12 protein-coding genes are annotated in these 17,707 nt (G+C 69.4%); 10 read left to right on the top strand and 2 right to left on the bottom strand.

Annotated features, from left to right (window positions below; genetic code table 11):
- The first annotated feature begins 19 nt into the window (after window positions 1–19).
- The 10 genes from OG446_RS22795 (at window position 20) to OG446_RS22750 (ending at window position 9,662) form a co-directional block, all read left to right on the top strand.
- Window positions 20–1,219: a phage tail protein gene (locus OG446_RS22795; RefSeq protein ID WP_328895784.1), complete on the top strand. Its 1,200-nt coding sequence runs from the start codon at window positions 20–22 to the stop codon at window positions 1,217–1,219.
- Window positions 1,216–2,499, top strand: coding sequence for a tape-measure protein (locus OG446_RS22790; RefSeq protein WP_328895783.1), 1,284 nt, complete (start codon window positions 1,216–1,218; stop codon window positions 2,497–2,499). The genes OG446_RS22795 and OG446_RS22790 overlap by 4 nt, the downstream gene beginning before the upstream one ends.
- A 42-nt stretch (window positions 2,500–2,541) precedes the next feature.
- Complete coding sequence (locus tag OG446_RS22785) at window positions 2,542–3,486, top strand: phage tail protein (protein WP_328895782.1); 945 nt, start codon at window positions 2,542–2,544, stop codon at window positions 3,484–3,486.
- 49 nt (window positions 3,487–3,535) lie between these two features.
- On the top strand, window positions 3,536–4,735 hold the full coding sequence (locus tag OG446_RS22780) for a hypothetical protein (RefSeq protein WP_328895781.1): 1,200 nt from the start codon (window positions 3,536–3,538) through the stop codon (window positions 4,733–4,735).
- An 8-nt stretch (window positions 4,736–4,743) separates the two neighbouring features.
- On the top strand, window positions 4,744–5,850 hold the full coding sequence (locus tag OG446_RS22775; protein ID WP_328895780.1) for a hypothetical protein: 1,107 nt from the start codon (window positions 4,744–4,746) through the stop codon (window positions 5,848–5,850).
- Between the two features lie 3 nt (window positions 5,851–5,853).
- A complete protein-coding gene (locus tag OG446_RS22770) occupies window positions 5,854–6,573 on the top strand; it encodes a hypothetical protein (RefSeq protein WP_328895779.1) in 720 nt (239 codons plus the stop codon).
- A gap of 90 nt (window positions 6,574–6,663) precedes the next feature.
- Window positions 6,664–8,121 (top strand): phage tail protein, encoded by a 1,458-nt coding sequence (locus OG446_RS22765; protein ID WP_328895778.1) that lies wholly within the window; start codon window positions 6,664–6,666, stop codon window positions 8,119–8,121.
- 108 nt (window positions 8,122–8,229) lie between these two features.
- Window positions 8,230–9,147 (top strand): peptidoglycan-binding protein, encoded by a 918-nt coding sequence (locus OG446_RS22760; RefSeq protein ID WP_328895777.1) that lies wholly within the window; start codon window positions 8,230–8,232, stop codon window positions 9,145–9,147.
- A gap of 13 nt (window positions 9,148–9,160) precedes the next feature.
- On the top strand, window positions 9,161–9,415 hold the full coding sequence (locus OG446_RS22755) for a hypothetical protein (RefSeq protein WP_328895776.1): 255 nt from the start codon (window positions 9,161–9,163) through the stop codon (window positions 9,413–9,415).
- Window positions 9,402–9,662 carry a hypothetical protein gene (locus OG446_RS22750; protein WP_328895775.1) on the top strand — a complete coding sequence of 87 codons (261 nt, stop codon included), beginning with the start codon at window positions 9,402–9,404 and terminating at the stop codon, window positions 9,660–9,662. Before OG446_RS22755 ends, OG446_RS22750 begins: the two co-directional genes overlap by 14 nt.
- Window positions 9,663–9,735: 73 nt before the next feature.
- Here OG446_RS22750 and OG446_RS22745 read toward each other — a convergent pair whose 3' ends face one another.
- Both OG446_RS22745 and rpoB read right to left on the bottom strand, forming a co-directional pair.
- Window positions 9,736–13,635: a DNA-directed RNA polymerase subunit beta' gene (locus tag OG446_RS22745; protein WP_148020217.1), complete on the bottom strand. Its 3,900-nt coding sequence runs from the start codon at window positions 13,633–13,635 to the stop codon at window positions 9,736–9,738.
- A 128-nt stretch (window positions 13,636–13,763) separates the two neighbouring features.
- Window positions 13,764–17,249, bottom strand: coding sequence for a DNA-directed RNA polymerase subunit beta (gene rpoB / locus OG446_RS22740; RefSeq protein WP_219567760.1), 3,486 nt, complete (start codon window positions 17,247–17,249; stop codon window positions 13,764–13,766).
- Window positions 17,250–17,707: the final 458 nt, after the last annotated feature.

Below are 17,707 nucleotides of genomic sequence, written 5' to 3'. Positions count from 1 at the left end.
CCGAGAAAGAGGTGGACATATGTCCCTGGTGCGATCACTCGGGAGAGCGACAACTTCCCTCAACAGCTTCAAGACCGGCACCCAGGTGGCCGGCAAGGCCGCCGACGCCCTGGGCCGGCAGGCCTCGGCCGGTGACCGCGAACTCAAGAAGATCAAGAGCTCCGCGCAGGGCTCCGCCCGCGAACTCGCCAAGATCCAGCAGTCCGCCGACAAGGCCGAGCGCTCGATGTCCAAGGCCGGCAAGACCGGCCAGAAGAGCGGCACCCAGGTCGGCAAGTTCAAGTCCGGCGCCGACAAGGCGTCCAAGGGCATGAAGGGGCTCAACAAGTCGATGAAGGGCAACCTCGTCGGCCAGCTGCTCTCCCTGCTCGCCCCGCTGGTCGAGAAGGTGGTCGAGATGGCCGCCCGGTCGAAGACCATGCAGAAGGTCCTCAAGGTCGCCTTCGACGCGATCAAGAAGGTCATCAGCTCGGTCATGAAGGCCGTCGGACCGATCATGAAGAAGGCCGGGGCGCTGATCAAGACGGTCTGGGACGGCATCAAGAAGGCGATCACCGTCGTCATCAAGGCCGTCGCCAAGGTCGTCACGACCTACTTCAACGCCTGGAAGAAGATCATCACGACGGTGATGAACGCCGTCAAGAAGGTGATCTCCAGCGTCTGGAACGGCATCAAGAAAATCATCTCGCCTGTCATCAACTGGATCCGTGACGTCATCCCCCAGGCCTTCAGCAAGGTCAAGGAGAAGCTGTCCAGCATCTGGGGCGGGTTGCAGGGCATCGCGAAACGAGCCTTCGACAAGATCACAGGGGCGGTGAAGGGCCCGATCAACTCCGTGATCCGGCTCATCAACTCCGCGATCGACAAGCTCAACCGCATCAAGGTCTCGATCCCCGGCTGGGTCCCCGGTGTCGGCGGCAAGACCTTCGGCATCAGCCTGCCGAAGATCCCGCAGCTGGCGGCCGGCGGCATCGTGGCCCCGCGCAACGGCGGTGTGCACGCCATCGTCGCCGAGGCCGGTGAGGCGGAGGCCGTGCTCCCGCTGTCCAAGCTGGACCGGCTGCTCCAGCACACCGCCCGCCGGGCCAGGGCCGACTCGGTCAACGCCACGGCCGGAGCGGTGTCCGGCTTCCAGATCGAGAACTACTACGAAGCCTCCACGGCAGACCTCCAGGAGACGGCCGCCGCCCTGCTCTTCCTGTCCAAGGCCCGCGGATGAGTGCCGCGGCGATCGGCGCCGGCGCGGACCCGTTCGCGGGAGTCGCCGGAGCGCTCGGTTCCTTCCGCGGCCGCGTCACCGGAGCCGCGCAGTCCGTGCGGGCCGTCGCCCAGGGCATCGGCCGGGCCGGAGCCGCCGCCGACCGGATCAAGGGCTCTGCCACCTCCGCCGGCACCCAGCTCCGGCAGATCAAAACCAAGGCGGACGCGGCCGGGAAATCCCTCACCAAGGCGGGCCGCACCGCCGGCCGCACGGCGACCCAGCTCCGTACCGGCGGCAACAAGGCCCGCACCACCCTCGCGCCCCTCAACTCCATCGCCACCGAGGCAGGCCTGTTCAGCACGGTCGTCGGCGTCCTGGGTGCGGGCTCCGGCGCGGTGTCCACGCTCATGGGCCTCTTCGGCGGCGCCCTCACGGTCGCCTCCGGGGCGATGACCGGCGTCAACATCGCCATGCGCGCCAACCCGCTCGGGTTCGTCCTCGGCCTGGTGAGCCCGCTGGTCGGCTACCTCATCGAGTACGCGCTCAACTCGCAGACCGGCCAGAAGATCATGAAGCAGGTCTTCGACCAGGTCCTCAAGGCCTTCCAGACCATCGGCACGTTCCTCGGCCCCGTCCTCAAGGTGTACGCCACCGTGATCTCGGCCTACTTCAAGGCCGCCTTCGCGGTCGTCACCGCGGTCCTGGCCGTCGTCGGCGCCCTGCTCTCCAAGGACTTCGGCGGCACCCGGGCCGCCGTCACCTCGGCCACCAACGCCGTGACCGGCCTCATCCGCCGCGCCTGGAGCGGGTTCCGCACGGTCATCCAGCCCGTCCTGGACTGGATCAGGAAGAAGATCCCCGACATGTTCACCCGGGTCAAGGACGCCATGTCCAGGACCCTCGACGGCATCGGCCGCTTCGTCAGCACCGGCATGCAGGGCGTCATGGCCGCGGTCACCGGGCCGGTCAAGGCGCTGATCTCCTTCGCCAACTGGGTCATCGACGGCCTCAACAAGCTCAGCTTCAACTTCTTCGGCAAGAAGTTCGGGGTCGACCTGCCCAAGATCCCCCAGCTCGCCGAAGGCGGCGTCGTCCAGCCCGCGAGGTCACCGGGCGGCTCCGCCGTCCTGCCCCTGTCCGCGCTCAGCCGGCTGCGCCCCGTCGACGCCCCGCCGCGCACCACGGGCCCCAGCGGCTCCACGGACCGCTCACGGCTGCGCTCCTACCACGCCACCGAGGGCAACGGCCCGCTCGCCGTCGCCACCGACCTGCTGTTCCTGCACGGGGCGGCGGCATGAGCACCCACCCGCCCCACGACTGAAGCGAGGTGACGGCCCCTCATGGCCGAGACCACAACCACATACGCCCAGGAGACCGCACCCGGCTCACTGATCACCCGCGACGGGCAGATCCAGTGGGCCGGACTGCTGATGGGGCCCGGTACGCCGTACGAGATCGACCGCACCGGCCTCACCGGCTGGGACGATCTGCCGGTGCTGGACACCGGCGACATCGTCCGCCCCGACCAGCACGGCGCCTGGCCCGGCGCCCGCTGGGCGCAGCCCCGGCTGGTCGGCGCGTCCGTCTGGCTGCTGCCGCGCGCGGCGGGGCACGCCCTCGACGTCGTCTCCGCCTTCCGGGCCGCCACCGGCGCGGACGGCGGCGAACAGTGGCTGGCCGTGCGGCTGCACGGCGAGACGCTGGCCGTCCGGGCCCGGGTCAGCCGCCGTGTCGTCCCGCAGGACCGGTCCTACGTGGTGCACGGCGCGGCCCGGACCAGCCTCCAGTGGACCGCCACCGACCCGCGCCGGTTCGGTGTGGTCCTGCGGGAGACGCGGGCTTCGCTGCCCGTGAGCGAGCCGGGCCTGGACTGGCCGGCCGAACCGGGCGCCACCGGCATGGGGGTCCGCTGGCCGCTGGAGTGGGGCGAGACCGGCTCGGCCGGCACCTGCACCGCCGTCAACGACGGTGCGGCGGCAGCCCACCCCGTGGTCGAGTTCCGCGGCCCGCTCCGGCGTCCGGCGCTGACCCGGCTCGGTGACGGCCGGCAGCTGAGCTACGACATCGTGCTCGGGCCCCAGGACGTCCTGACCGTCGACACGGAGTCCGGCACGGTGCTCCTCAACGCCACCGCCTCCCGGCTCTACACCGCGTCCCCCGCCTCGTCCCCCGAGCAGCTGTTCCACCTGCCGCCGGGCCGCACGGAGCTGGCCTTCCGTTCCGACGACGCCACCCCCGACCCCCGGGCCTCCGCCACCCTGCGCTGGCGCGACGCCCATTGGTGAGGCGCGGCGCCGCACGACCGACCTTCCCATCCCTTACCAGGAGGACAACATGCCCGTACGCAGCGCCTGGCTGATCAACCGCACCGAGACCGAGACAGGCCAGTCCCGGGCGGACACCCGGCTCTCCCCCACCGGCACCATGACCCCGAGCGGGGCCCTGACCAGCACCGGCGGCGTCATCCCGGGCTCCGCCGGCGGCGAATACCTCATGTCCGGTCTCTACGTCTTCGGCGAGAGCGCCGGAATGAAGGCCAGCGTCGCACCGGGACGCGCCGTGATCCAGGGCCGGGGCTCGGCCGGGGCCTACCCGGTCGTACTCACCGACTACACCGACGTGACCTTCGGCGACGGCGACGCCTCCAACCCGCGCATCGACCTGGTGGTCGTCCGGGTGTACGACGCCCAGGCCGACGGCGGAGCCCGCACGGAAGCCGTGCTGGAGGTCGTCGTGGGCAAGGCGGAGGCCACCCCGGAGCCGCCGCAGCTCCCGGAAGCCTCGCTTCCGCTCGCCCGCGTCCTGGTTCCCGCGGGGGCCTCGGTCGGCACCGGCGGCATCGCCTGGGCCGACGCCGTGTACGACATGCGCGTGTCGGCCGTGGCCGTCGGCGGCATCCTCGCCGACTCGTGGAACCGCGAGACCCCTGGCGGGTACCCGGGCCAGTACCGCGACACCTCCAGCACCCTCCAGCGCTGGGACGGCGCCCGCTGGGCGAACTACCCCCGCCAGACCGGCGGCATCGCCCCGCAGGGGGCGCTCGCCTCGGGTGAGTACACCGGCCAGTACCGCGACGAGGCCGGACGGCTCCAGCGCTGGGACGGCACCGTCTGGCGGCCGGCCGTCCCGTCCTCCGCCTGGGCGTACAACAACGACGGCGGCTACTGCGCCACCACCGCCTGGGTCGAGGCGGTCGACGACACCAAGGGCCCCACCGTCTCCGCCACCTTCACCGTGCCGGTGACGGGCGCGGTCCTGATCACCGTCGGCTTCATGGGGAACACCGGGGTCGACGGCCAGTGGTCCCGGATGGGAGTCAACATCCGCAAGGGCGGGACCCTGGTCCTCGCGGCGGACGAGGAGCGCGCGGCGGCGGTCGGGTCCAAGGCACTCACGTCGGTGTCCACCACCTTCCGCGTCACCGGGCTCCAGGCCGGCGCCGACTACACCGCGGTCTCCGCCTACTGCTCCTCCGCGACCAGCAACAAGGGCTGGTTCGACAACCGATTCATCCGCGTCGACCCGCTCGTGTGAGGCAGCCGATGACCGCATCCGTCACCACGCCCGTCTACCGCGCGCTCTTCTGCGACCTGCGCACCGACCGCCTCCTGGACGTGCTGCCGCTCACCGAGACCAAGTTCGACGACTACATAGGCAAGCCCGGCTCGCTCACCGCCACCGTCCCCCTGCCCGGGGGCGCGCTCGCGGCCCGGGCACGGGCCGCGCTCCAGCCCGGCCGCACCGCGGTCTGGCTGGAGCGCGACGGCGACATCTGGTGGGGCGGAATCCTGTGGACCTGCACACCGGTCTCCGACGAACAGGGCCGGCTGACCGTGCAGTTCCAGGCCGGCACCTTCGACTCCTACCTGGACCACCGCATCCTCGCCCACGACCTGGCGGGCACCGGAACGGACCAGTTCGAGATCGCCCACACCCTGATCACGCACGCGCAGGAACAGCCCGGCGGCGACATCGGCATCAGCCCGGGCCACGACCGGTCCGGGGTGGTGCGGGACTACGCGTACGCCTACTCCGCGCTCACCCGCGTTCGGGAACTGCTCGACAACCTCGGCCGGCTGAGCGACGGGTTCGAGTGGCGCATCCACTGTTACCGGGACGCCGAGGGCCGCCGGGTCAAGCGCCTTCAGCTCGGCCACCCGCAGATCCGGACGGGGCACACGGACATCGTGCTCAGCCACCCCGGCCAGGTGCTCACCTACAACCTGCCGACGGACTCCACCGTGCAGGCGAACGTCTGGGTGGCCCGGGGCGACTCCGCCAACACCGACCAGTCCCAGGAGTCCCAGCCGCTCACCGCCCGCGAGGAGTCCCCCGGAGACCTGGGGGCCGGCTGGCCACGGCTGGAGCTCACCTCCGACCACAGCGGTGTCACGGACGCGGCGACCCTGCGTTCGCTGGCCGCCGCCGAACTGGCCCGGCAGAACCGGCCCGAGGTCATCCCGGAACTGACCGTGCTGCTCGACGGGCGGATCACCCCGGCACTCCTCGGCGCCCGCATCCGGCTGCGGATCCACGACCTGTGGCACCACGAGGGTCTGGACGCCGCCTACCGGATCGTCGGCATCGCCGTCACCCCGCCGCAGCGCACCAAGGCCGAGACCGCCGTCCTCTACCTGGAAGGAGCCTGACCCGTGGCGATCATCCCCACCGACCTGCTCGACCGTATCCGCGCGCTGGAACGCCAGGTCAGGGACCTGATGGGCAGCGCCAACACCACTCCGGCGCTCAATCAGATCATGGGCGGCGAGGTCGTCATCGGCGACCGGGGGCGGCTGCGCGTACGCACCTCCGGCGACGAGGACCTGCTCTACCTGGGGCGGGTCCAGCCCGACCGGGGCGGTGAGGACGAGCCGCAGCAGGGGTTCGTCGTCCGCCGCGACGACGGCTCCCTGGCCCTGACCGTCTGGACGGCGGCCCCGGACACCCTTCCCGTCCAGCCGGTGCAGGTCTTCGACCGCCGGGGCAACGTGGTCTTCGCCGACGACGCCGCCCGCGGCGGACTGGCCCGCCCCTACATCCCGTACCCACTGCCCGGCCCGGCCGACGCCGCACGCTGGGAGTCCACCGGGTCGACCGACTGGACGACGCTCTACCGGGGCCCGGGGCTCGTCCAGCACCCGCGGCTGCACTGCGTGGTCGCCGCGGAGGGCACCGCAGGCGCCGAGGTGCGGCTGCTCGTCGACGGCCTCCCGCTGGGTCCGGTGGGCGTGCCGGGTGACGGCCTGACCTTCACGGAGCGGCTGCCGGCCGCCTTCGGCGCCACCGTCACGTTCGAGATCCAGGCGAAGGTCGCGGCGGTCGGCGACACCCTGCGCTGCCGTCCGCTGGCGTTGTACGGCATCCAGTCCTGAGGCGCTTCGGGACCGGCCGCGCACCCCGTGCCGGCCCGGCCCCCGACGCGTCGGACGGCCACCCCACCAACCACCGAGGAGGGCACCCGAGTGCTGCCTGTAAACATCCCCACCGTCACCGTCACCGCCCGCTACATGACCCCCGACGGCCGCCCGATGAGCGGCACCGTCGAATTCCGGCCCCCGGCGCTCCTCACCCACGCCGAGGAGGACCTCTTCCTGGGCGGTCCGACCCGCGTCACGCTCGACTCGGAGGGCAGGTTCAGCGTCGTCCTGCCCGCCACCGACGCCCCGGGCTGGAACCCCCTCGCGTGGACGTACACCGTCACCGAGAAGCTCGCCGGCCTGGCCCGCGGCGGCCGCGTCTACCAGATCGCTCTGGCGGCCGCCGTCCCCGCCGTGGACCTCGCCGACATCGCCCCGGCCGATCCGGGCACCCCGCAGTACGTGGCCGTGCCGGGCCCGCCGGGACCCGCCGGGGAGCTCGGCCCCCAGGGCCCGGCCGGGCCGGCGGGCGCGGTGCACTCCGTCAACGGCCGCACCGAGGCGGACATCGTGCTGGGCGCGGCGGACGTATCGGCCCTCGCCGCGGCCTCGGCCGGGGCGCCCGGTGGCGTGGCCACCCTGGGCACCGATGGGCTGGTCCCGACCGCGCAGCTCCCGGCGGGCGGCGGCGCCGTCGCCTCCGTCAACGGGCAGACCGGTGAGGTCGTGCTGACCGCGAGCGACCTGAGCGCGCTGACCCAGGCGGCGGGCGATGCCCGCTACCTGGCACTCGGCGGCGCCCCCGTCACCTCCGTCAACGGCCTCACCGGCGCCGTCTCCCTCGCCGCGTCGGACGTGGACGCGGTTCCGGTGGGCGAGGGGGTCCTGCTGGCGGGCGCCCAGCAGATCACGGGCGCCAAGACGTTCGTCACCCCGCCCTCCACGACGGCCGCCCCGACCACCGCCGACCACCTGACCCGGCGCGGCTACGTGGACGCGGTGTCGGCGGCCGGCACCTGGACCCCCTCGTCCATGGGCTTCCGCGGCTGGGCGTTCGACCCGGCGGCGAGTTCCGCGACCACCCCGCAGTACTGCATCAACGGCTGGGTGTACCTCATCGGCATCCCGCTGCACGCGCCGACGACCGTGCAGAACGTGGTGTTCTACATCCCGGGTTACGTCGGCGGCACGATGAGCACGTCCTCGTTCGCGGGCCTCTACACCGGCACCGGCACCCGGGTCGGGGTGACCGCCAACCTCACCACGCTGATCACGAAGACCGAGGGCACGACCGTCGTCTGCCCGCTGACGGTCCCGTACAGCGCGGGGGTGGGCAACTACTGGGTCGGCCTCGTCGTCAACGGCCCCAGCCCCAGCAACAGCGGCCCGGCCTTCCTGCGGGCGGCCAGCGTGGGCGAGGCCCCCGGCGGCAGCGCCCGGATGCCCGGGAAGTTCATCCGTCACGGCCGGCTGAGCACCACCGGCCAGACCTCGCTGCCCACCTCCTTCACCACCGACAAGGTGGTGGCCGACTCCAACTCCATCTGGGCGGCGCTCTCCTGACCCCGCCCTCGTGAAAGGGGCCCCGCACCGGGTGGTGCGGGGCCCCTTTCACCTACGCACGTACGCCCGCCCCTCACGTACGCCCCCGAACGAAGGGACCACACGACCATGGCCACTCCCCTGACCGCCGACCAACTGCTCGCCGCGTTGCACGCCGAAGGCGTCGATGTCGTCGAGTACGAGGACTGGCGCACCCACAACCGCAACCACAAGGGCGCCTGGGGCCCGCTGAACGGCGTGATGATCCACCACACCGTCAGCAGCGGCACCGACGCCTCCGTCGAGCTCTGCTACAACGGCCACTCCGCACTGCCGGGCCCCCTGTGCCACGGCGTCATCGACAAGGCCGGCACCGTCCACCTGGTCGGCAACGGCCGCGCCAACCACGCGGGCGGCGGCGACCCGGCCGTGCTCCAGCGGGTCATCGCCGAGGACTACGGCGACCGGCCGCCCGCCCCGCACGAACACGAGGGAAGCGCCGGTTCCGTCGACGGCAACGCGCGCTTCTACGGTTTCGAGTGCGTCAACCTCGGTGACGGCGAGGACCCGTGGCCGGCCGCCCAGCTCGAGGCGATCGAACGCGTCTCGGCCGCCATCTGCCGGGCCCACGGCTGGACCGCCCGCAGCGTCATCGGCCACCTGGAATGGTCCGACTGGAAGGTCGACCCGCGCGGATTCACCATGCCCTCGCTCCGGGACCGCGTCTCGGCCCGGCTGAGCGCCCCGGCCGGCGGCGCGTCCGCGTCACGGCCCGCCGGAGGAACGGCCACCCCCCGCTACCAGCCGTTCCCGGGCGCCTCGTTCTTCTCCGGCCGCACCAGCTCCCCCGTGATCACCGCCATGGGCCGGAGGCTCGCCGCCGAGGGCTGCTCGTCGTACGCCGTCGGCCCGGGCCCCCGCTGGACCGACGCCGACCGCCGCTCCTACGCCGCCTGGCAGCGCAAGCTCGGCTTCCGGGGCAGCGACGCCGACGGGGTGCCGGGCCGCACCTCCTGGAACGCCCTCAAGGTCCCGCACACGAAATGAGAGGTCCGCGCACATGTCCGATGCCGCCCGCCGCACCCTCCGCACCCTGGTCCAGACCGCCCTTGCCCTTGCCGTGCTCCTGCCCGCACTTGTCGACGCGTCCGGCGTCCCGGCGACCCTGCCCCGGGTCGCCGGGGCCCTGGCCGTCGCGGGGGCGCTGACCCGGGTGATGGCCGTACCGGGGGTGCAGGCGCTGCTCCCCGCATGGCTGCGTACGGGGCAGCCGCCGGGGGACGAGACCACAGGAGCCGCCCGTGACCGAGACTGATCCGAACAACCCGGTCGCCGTCGCCCTGGAGCTGGAACGCCTGCGCGGCACGTTGGAGGCCGGGTTCGCCCGGGCCGACGGCCAGCTGGCGCTGCTGGTCCAGCGCAGCGACCAGACCGACAAACAACTGGCGGACCACGAGTCCCGGCTCGACGCGCTGGAACGCACCCGCTGGCCACTGGCGAGCATCGGCGTCCTCACCGCGACCGCCGGCCTCGCCGTCGCCCTGTGGGGAACCATGCACTGACCCGTGCCGCGTCCGGGCACGCAGAAGGGCGCCCACCCCGTACAAGACGGGATGGGCGCCCTCTCACTCACTGCTACTGGTTGTACGGACCGTAGTCGTAGTCCTCCAGCGGAACGGCCTGGCCGGAGCCCGTGCCGAACGGCGAGTAGTCGATGTCGTCGTAGCCGACGGCCGAGTACATCGCGGCCTTGGCCTCCTCGGTCGGCTCGACCCGGATGTTGCGGTAGCGGGACAGACCCGTACCGGCCGGGATGAGCTTACCGATGATGACGTTCTCCTTGAGGCCGATCAGGGAGTCGGACTTGGCGTTGATCGCCGCGTCCGTCAGGACCCTGGTCGTCTCCTGGAAGGAAGCCGCGGACAGCCACGACTCCGTCGCCAGCGAGGCCTTGGTGATACCCATCAGCTGCGGTCGGCCGGAGGCGGGGTGACCGCTCTCCTGGACCACACGACGGTTCTCGGTCTCGAACTTCGAGCGCTCGACGAGCTCGCCCGGCAGCAGTTCCGCGTCGCCGGACTCGATGATCGTCACGCGGCGGAGCATCTGCCGGATGATGATCTCGATGTGCTTGTCGTGGATCGACACACCCTGCGAGTTGTAGACCTTCTGGACTTCGCCGACCAGGTGGACCTGGACCGCGCGCTGACCGAGGATCCGCAGCACGTCGTGCGGGTTGGTGGCACCCACGGTGAGCTTCTGGCCCACCTCGACGTGGTCGCCCTCGCCCACCAGCAGACGGGCGCGCTTGGAGATCGGGAAAGGAATCTCCTCGCTGCCGTCGTCCGGCGTGACCACGAGCTTCTTGGTCTTCTCGGTCTCCTCGATCCGGACCCGGCCCGCGGACTCCGAGATCGGGGCGACACCCTTCGGCGTACGGGCTTCGAAGAGCTCGACGACTCGGGGCAGACCCTGGGTGATGTCGTCACCGGCCACACCACCGGTGTGGAAGGTACGCATCGTCAGCTGGGTACCGGGCTCACCGATGGACTGGGCGGCGATGATGCCGACCGCCTCACCGATGTCGACCAGCTTGCCGGTGGCGAGCGAGCGTCCGTAGCAGAAGGCACAGGTGCCGACCGCGGACTCACAGGTCAGGACCGAGCGGGTCTTGACCTCCTCGACGCCGGCGCCCACCAGGGCGTCGATCAGGACGTCACCGAGGTCGACGTTGGCAGGCGCGATGACCTTGCCGTCGACGACGACGTCCTCGGCGAGCATGCGGGCGTACACCGAGGTCTCGACGTCGTCCGTCTTGCGGAGCACGCCGTCGGCACCCTTGACCGCGATCTTCAGCTTGAGGCCGCGGTCGGTGCCGCAGTCCTCCTCGCGAATGATCACGTCCTGCGAGACGTCCACCAGACGACGGGTCAGGTAACCCGAGTCGGCGGTACGCAGGGCGGTGTCCGCCAGACCCTTACGGGCACCGTGCGTGGAGATGAAGTACTCCAGAACGGTGAGGCCCTCACGGAAGGACGCCTTGATGGGACGGGGAATCGTCTCGTTCTTGGCGTTGGACACCAGACCACGCATACCGGCGATCTGACGCATCTGCATCATGTTTCCTCGGGCACCCGAGTCAACCATCATGAAGATGGGGTTCGTCTTGGGGAAGTTCGCGTTCATCGCCTCGGCAACCTCGTTGGTCGCCTTGGTCCAGATCGCGATGAGCTCCTGCGTGCGCTCGTCCTTGGTGATCAGACCGCGCTCGTACTGCTTCTGGACCTTCTCGTCCTGGTCCTCGTAGCCCTTGACGATGGCCTTCTTGGCCTCGGGCACGACGATGTCGGCAACGGAGACGGTCACGCCGGAGCGCGTCGCCCAGTGGAAGCCCGCCGCCTTCAGGTTGTCGAGCGTCGCCGCCACGATGACCTTGGGGTAGCGCTCGGCGAGGTCGTTGACGATCTCGGAGAGCTGCTTCTTGCCGACCGAGTAGTCGACGAACGGGTAGTCCTCGGGCAGCAGCTCGTTGAAGAGCGCGCGGCCCAGGCTCGTCCGCAGCCGGAAGGTGTCACCCGGCTGGTACTCGGGCTCGCCCTCCTCGGCGACCGGCGGCACCCAGCCACGCGGCGGGATGGTGCCCACCGGGAAGCGGATGTCGACGGACGACTGGAGCGCCAGCTCGCCGGCGTCGAACGCCATGATCGCCTCGGCCGTGGAGCCGAACGCGCGGCCCTCGCCCTTGGTGTCACGGAGCTCGCCGTCGGTGGTCAGGAAGAACAGACCCAGCACCATGTCCTGCGTAGGCATGGTGACGGGACGGCCGTCGGCCGGCTTCAGGATGTTGTTCGAGGACAGCATCAGGATGCGGGCCTCGGCCTGCGCCTCCGCGGAGAGCGGCAGGTGCACGGCCATCTGGTCACCGTCGAAGTCCGCGTTGAACGCGGTGCAGACGAGCGGGTGGATCTGGATGGCCTTGCCCTCGACCAGCTGCGGCTCGAAGGCCTGGATGCCGAGACGGTGCAGCGTCGGCGCACGGTTCAGGAGAACCGGGTGCTCGGCGATGACCTCTTCCAGGACGTCGTACACGACCGTGCGGCCGCGCTCGACCATGCGCTTGGCCGACTTGATGTTCTGCGCGTGGTTCAGGTCCACCAGGCGCTTCATCACGAACGGCTTGAAGAGCTCCAGCGCCATGGCCTTGGGCAGACCGCACTGGTGCAGCTTCAGCTGCGGGCCGACGACGATCACGGAACGCGCGGAGTAGTCCACACGCTTACCGAGAAGGTTCTGACGGAATCGACCCTGCTTGCCCTTCAGCATGTCGCTGAGGGACTTGAGCGGGCGGTTACCGGGACCGGTGACCGGGCGACCGCGGCGGCCGTTGTCGAACAGCGCGTCGACGGCCTCCTGCAGCATCCGCTTCTCGTTGTTCACGATGATCTCGGGGGCACCGAGGTCAAGGAGACGCTTGAGGCGGTTGTTGCGGTTGATCACACGGCGGTACAGGTCGTTCAGGTCGGAGGTCGCGAAGCGGCCACCGTCCAGCTGCACCATCGGACGCAGGTCCGGCGGGATGACCGGCACGCAGTCGAGCACCATGCCCTTGGGCTTGTTGCTGGTCTGCAGGAACGCGGAGACGACCTTGAGGCGCTTGAGCGCGCGGGTCTTCTTCTGGCCCTTGCCGGTACGGATGATCTCGCGGAGGCGCTCGGCCTCCTCGTCGAGGTCGAACGACTCCAGGCGCTTCTGCAGGGCAGCAGCACCCATGCAGCCGTCGAAGTACGTGCCGAAGCGGTCACGCAGCTCGCGGTAGAGCAGCTCGTCGCCCTCGAGGTCCTGGACCTTGAGGTTCTTGAAGCGGCTCCACACCTCGTCGAGACGGTCGATCTCGCGCTGCGCACGGTCGCGCAGCTGCTTCATCTCACGCTCGGCACCTTCGCGCACCTTGCGGCGCACGTCGGCCTTGGCGCCCTCGGCCTCGAGCTCGCCGAGGTCGGTCTCGAGCTTCTTGGCGCGGTTCTCGAGGTCCGAGTCGCGACGGTTCTCGACCTGCTGGCGCTCGACGGAGACGTGAGCCTCCAGCGACGGGAGGTCGCGGGTGCGGCGCTCCTCGTCGACGAACGTGATCATGTACGCGGCGAAGTAGATGACCTTCTCGAGGTCCTTCGGCGCGAGGTCCAGCAGGTAGCCCAGGCGCGACGGGACGCCCTTGAAGTACCAGATGTGGGTGACGGGAGCGGCAAGCTCGATGTGGCCCATGCGCTCACGGCGCACCTTGGCGCGAGTGACCTCGACGCCACAGCGCTCACAGATGATGCCCTTGAAGCGGACACGCTTGTACTTGCCGCAGTAGCACTCCCAGTCCCGGGTCGGACCGAAGATCTTCTCGCAGAAGAGTCCGTCCTTTTCGGGCTTGAGCGTGCGGTAGTTGATGGTCTCCGGCTTCTTCACTTCGCCGTGGGACCAGGTCCGGATGTCGTCCGCGGTGGCAAGGCCGATCCGCAGCTCGTCGAAGAAGTTGACGTCGAGCACTTGTCGTCAATCCCTCTTTCGGGGGTTCGAGCCCCCTCGCCTGAGCGAGAAATCGGGGCACTTCAGCAATGGTCTGAACGGGTCCGGGGAGAGCCGGCCGGATCACTGGGATCCGGCCGGCCAACCCGTCAGACCTCTTCGACGCTGCTCGGCTCGCGCCGGGACAGGTCGATACCGAGCTCCTCCGCCGCGCGGAAGACGTCCTCGTCCGTGTCGCGCATCTCGATGGACATGCCGTCCGAGGACAGCACCTCCACGTTGAGGCAGAGCGACTGCATTTCCTTGATGAGCACCTTGAAGGACTCGGGAATGCCGGGCTCGGGGATGTTCTCGCCCTTGACGATGGCCTCGTAGACCTTCACGCGGCCGGTCACGTCGTCGGACTTGATCGTCAGCAGCTCCTGGAGGGCGTAAGCGGCGCCATAAGCTTCAAGGGCCCACACCTCCATTTCACCGAAGCGCTGTCCACCGAACTGAGCCTTACCACCCAGCGGCTGCTGGGTGATCATGGAGTACGGACCCGTCGAACGAGCGTGCAGCTTGTCGTCGACGAGGTGGTGGAGCTTGAGGATGTACATGTAGCCGACCGAGACCGGCTCCGGGAACGGCTCGCCGGAGCGGCCGTCGAACAGGTTGGCCTTGCCCGAGGGCTGGACCAGCCGGTCGCCGTCGCGGTTCGGGATCGTGGCCTGGAAGAGGCCGGTGATCTCGTCCTCGCGCGCACCGTCGAAGACGGGCGTGGCGACGTTGGTGCCGGGCGCGACCTGGTCGGCGCCGATGAGCTGCAGGCGCTTGGCCCACTCGTCACCGAGGCCGGAGACGTCCCAGCCGCGGCTGGCGAGCCAGCCGAGGTGGATCTCCAGGACCTGTCCCGGGTTCATTCGGGACGGGACACCCAGCGGGTTGAGGATGATGTCGACCGGGGTGCCGTCCTCCAGGAACGGCATGTCCTCGATCGGGAGGATCTTCGAGATGACGCCCTTGTTGCCGTGACGGCCGGCGAGCTTGTCACCATCGGTGATCTTGCGCTTCTGCGCGACGTAGACGCGGACCAGCTGGTTCACGCCCGGCGGCAGCTCGTCGCCCTCTTCGCGGTCGAAGACGCGGACACCGATGATCTTGCCGATCTCGCCGTGCGGCACCTTCAGCGAGGTGTCGCGCACTTCGCGCGCCTTCTCACCGAAGATCGCGCGGAGCAGGCGCTCCTCGGGGGTCAGCTCGGTCTCGCCCTTGGGCGTGACCTTGCCGACGAGGATGTCACCGGCCGTGACCTCGGCACCGATGCGGATGATGCCGCGCTCGTCGAGGTCCGCGAGGACCTCTTCGGAGACGTTCGGGATGTCCCGGGTGATCTCCTCCGGACCGAGCTTGGTGTCACGGGCGTCGACCTCGTGCTCCTCGATGTGGATCGAGGAGAGGACGTCGTCCTGCACGAGGCGCTGCGACAGGATGATCGCGTCCTCGTAGTTGTGACCCTCCCACGGCATGAACGCCACGAGCAGGTTCTTACCGAGGGCCATCTCACCGTTCTCGGTGGCCGGACCGTCGGCGAGTACCTGCTCGGCGACAACCCGGTCGCCTTCGGAGACGACGACCTTCTGGTTGACCGAGGTGCCCTGGTTGGAGCGCATGAACTTCGCGATCCGGTACGTGGTGTACGTGCCGTCGTCGTTGGTCACGGTGATGTAGTCCGCGGAGACCTCCTGGACCACACCGTCCTTCTCGGCCTTCAGTACGTCACCGGCGTCGGTGGCGCAGCGGTACTCCATGCCGGTGCCCACGAGCGGGGCCTCCGACTTGATGAGCGGCACCGCCTGGCGCATCATGTTCGCGCCCATGAGGGCACGGTTGGCGTCGTCGTGCTCCAGGAACGGGATCATCGCGGTGGCGACGGACACCATCTGGCGCGGCGAGACGTCCATGTAGTCGACTTCGGTGCCGGGCACGTAGTCGACCTCTCCGCCACGACGGCGGACCAGGACGCGGGGCTCGGTGAAGCGCAGCTCGTCGGAGAGCGTCGCGTTCGCCTGGGCGATGACGTAACGGTCTTCCTCGTCGGCCGTGACGTAGTCGACCTCGTCGGTGACCTGGCCGTCGACGACCTTGCGGTACGGCGTCTCGATGAAGCCGAACGCGTTGACGCGGCCGTACGAGGCGAGCGAACCGATCAGACCGATGTTCGGGCCTTCAGGGGTCTCGATCGGGCACATGCGTCCGTAGTGGGACGGGTGCACGTCACGGACCTCGAAGCCGGCCCGCTCACGGGACAGACCACCCGGGCCAAGAGCCGACAGGCGGCGCTTGTGGGTGAGACCCGACAGCGGGTTGTTCTGGTCCATGAACTGCGACAGCTGGCTGGTGCCGAAGAACTCCTTGATGGAGGCGACGACCGGCCGGATGTTGATCAGGGTCTGCGGCGTGATGGCCTCGACGTCCTGAGTCGTCATGCGCTCACGCACGACGCGCTCCATCCGGGCCAGACCCGTACGGACCTGGTTCTGGATGAGCTCGCCGACGTTGCGCAGACGACGGTTGCCGAAGTGGTCGATGTCGTCGGTCTCGACGACGATCTCCCGGCCGGACTCGCCGGTCGTCTCGGTCTCCCCGGCGTGCAGCTTCACCAGGTACTTGATGGTCGCGATGATGTCGTCGCTGGTGAGGACACCGGCGTCGAGCGGCTCGTCCGCGCCGAGCTTCTTGTTCACCTTGTAGCGGCCGACCTTCGCGAGGTCGTAGCGCTTCGGGTTGAAGTAGAGGTTCTCGAGCAGCGTCTGAGCAGCCTCGCGCGTCGGCGGCTCGCCCGGACGCAGCTTGCGGTAGATGTCGAGCAGCGCGTCGTCCTGGCCCTGGGTGTGGTCCTTCTCCAGGGTGGCGCGCATGGACTCGTACTCGCCGAACTCCTCGAGGATCTGCTCGGTGGTCCAGCCGAGAGCCTTCAGGAGGACGGTGACGGACTGCTTGCGCTTGCGGTCGATGCGGACACCGACCATGTCGCGCTTGTCGATCTCCATCTCCAGCCAGGCACCCCGGGAGGGGATGATCTTGGCGGAGAAGATGTCCTTGTCGGACGTCTTGTCGATCGAGGAGTCGAAGTAGACACCCGGCGAGCGGACCAGCTGCGACACGACGACACGCTCGGTGCCGTTGATGACGAAGGTGCCCTTGTTGGTCATGAGCGGGAAATCGCCCATGAAGACCGTCTGGGACTTGATCTCGCCGGTCTCGTTGTTGGTGAACTCGGCCGTGACGAAGAGCGGGGCGGCGAACGTGAAGTCGCGCTCCTTGCACTCGTCGATCGAGTTCTTGGGGGGCTCGAAGCGGTGGTCGCGGAACGTAAGCGACATCGACCCGGAGAAGTCCTCGATCGGTGAGATCTCCTCGAAGATCTCCTCCAGGCCGGACTTGGTGGGGACGTCTTGTCCACTGTCCAGAGCAGCCTCGACGCGAGCCTTCCAGGCGGCATTACCGAGGAGCCAGTCAAAGCTCTCGGTCTGCAGCGCGAGGAGGTTCGGAACCTCGAGGGGCTCCTTGATCTTTGCAAAAGAGATGCGCAGCGGGGCGGTGCTGGCACCGTTGTTCGTATTCGCGGTCGAGGCGTTGCGCGAGGCGGCCAAGAGGGGGTCCTTCCGAGGGCTCGGACTCACTACGCGCGTACCGGTCCCAAACTGGACAGGTGGACAGATATCCCAGGTGAGGGATGAACGGTCCACGGTGCACAAGATGGGTATGCCCCTGGTGACGGGCAGGAGGCAGCTAACAGGCAGCGCAAAGGGTCAGTGTAGCCAAGCGGCACACTGATGTCCAGTCGGGGTTCTCAGAGACCCACGTTGCTCTCAACAGCTGTTCTCAACACCTATGTCTAGCCCTGCGCGGGGTGCGCTCTTCTTTACTGCCCTGTTCGCCATCGATCCATGCCTCGGATTCGGATCGATGTGACGACGCGCCTTGAGAATTGCGCGCCTCGTGCGGTTCGTCAAGGCCCCCCAGCCGGTACGGGCCCCGAGACCCGCGTCCCGCCGCCTGTCGGCGCCACCCGTGCCCCTCACGAGAGGCGCACGGCGAAGATCACCAT

Origin of the sequence: Streptomyces sp. NBC_00236 (genome assembly GCF_036195045.1) — a bacterium.
GTDB lineage: Bacteria > Actinomycetota > Actinomycetes > Streptomycetales > Streptomycetaceae > Streptomyces.
This window is presented reverse-complemented; position numbering and strand designations above follow the sequence as displayed.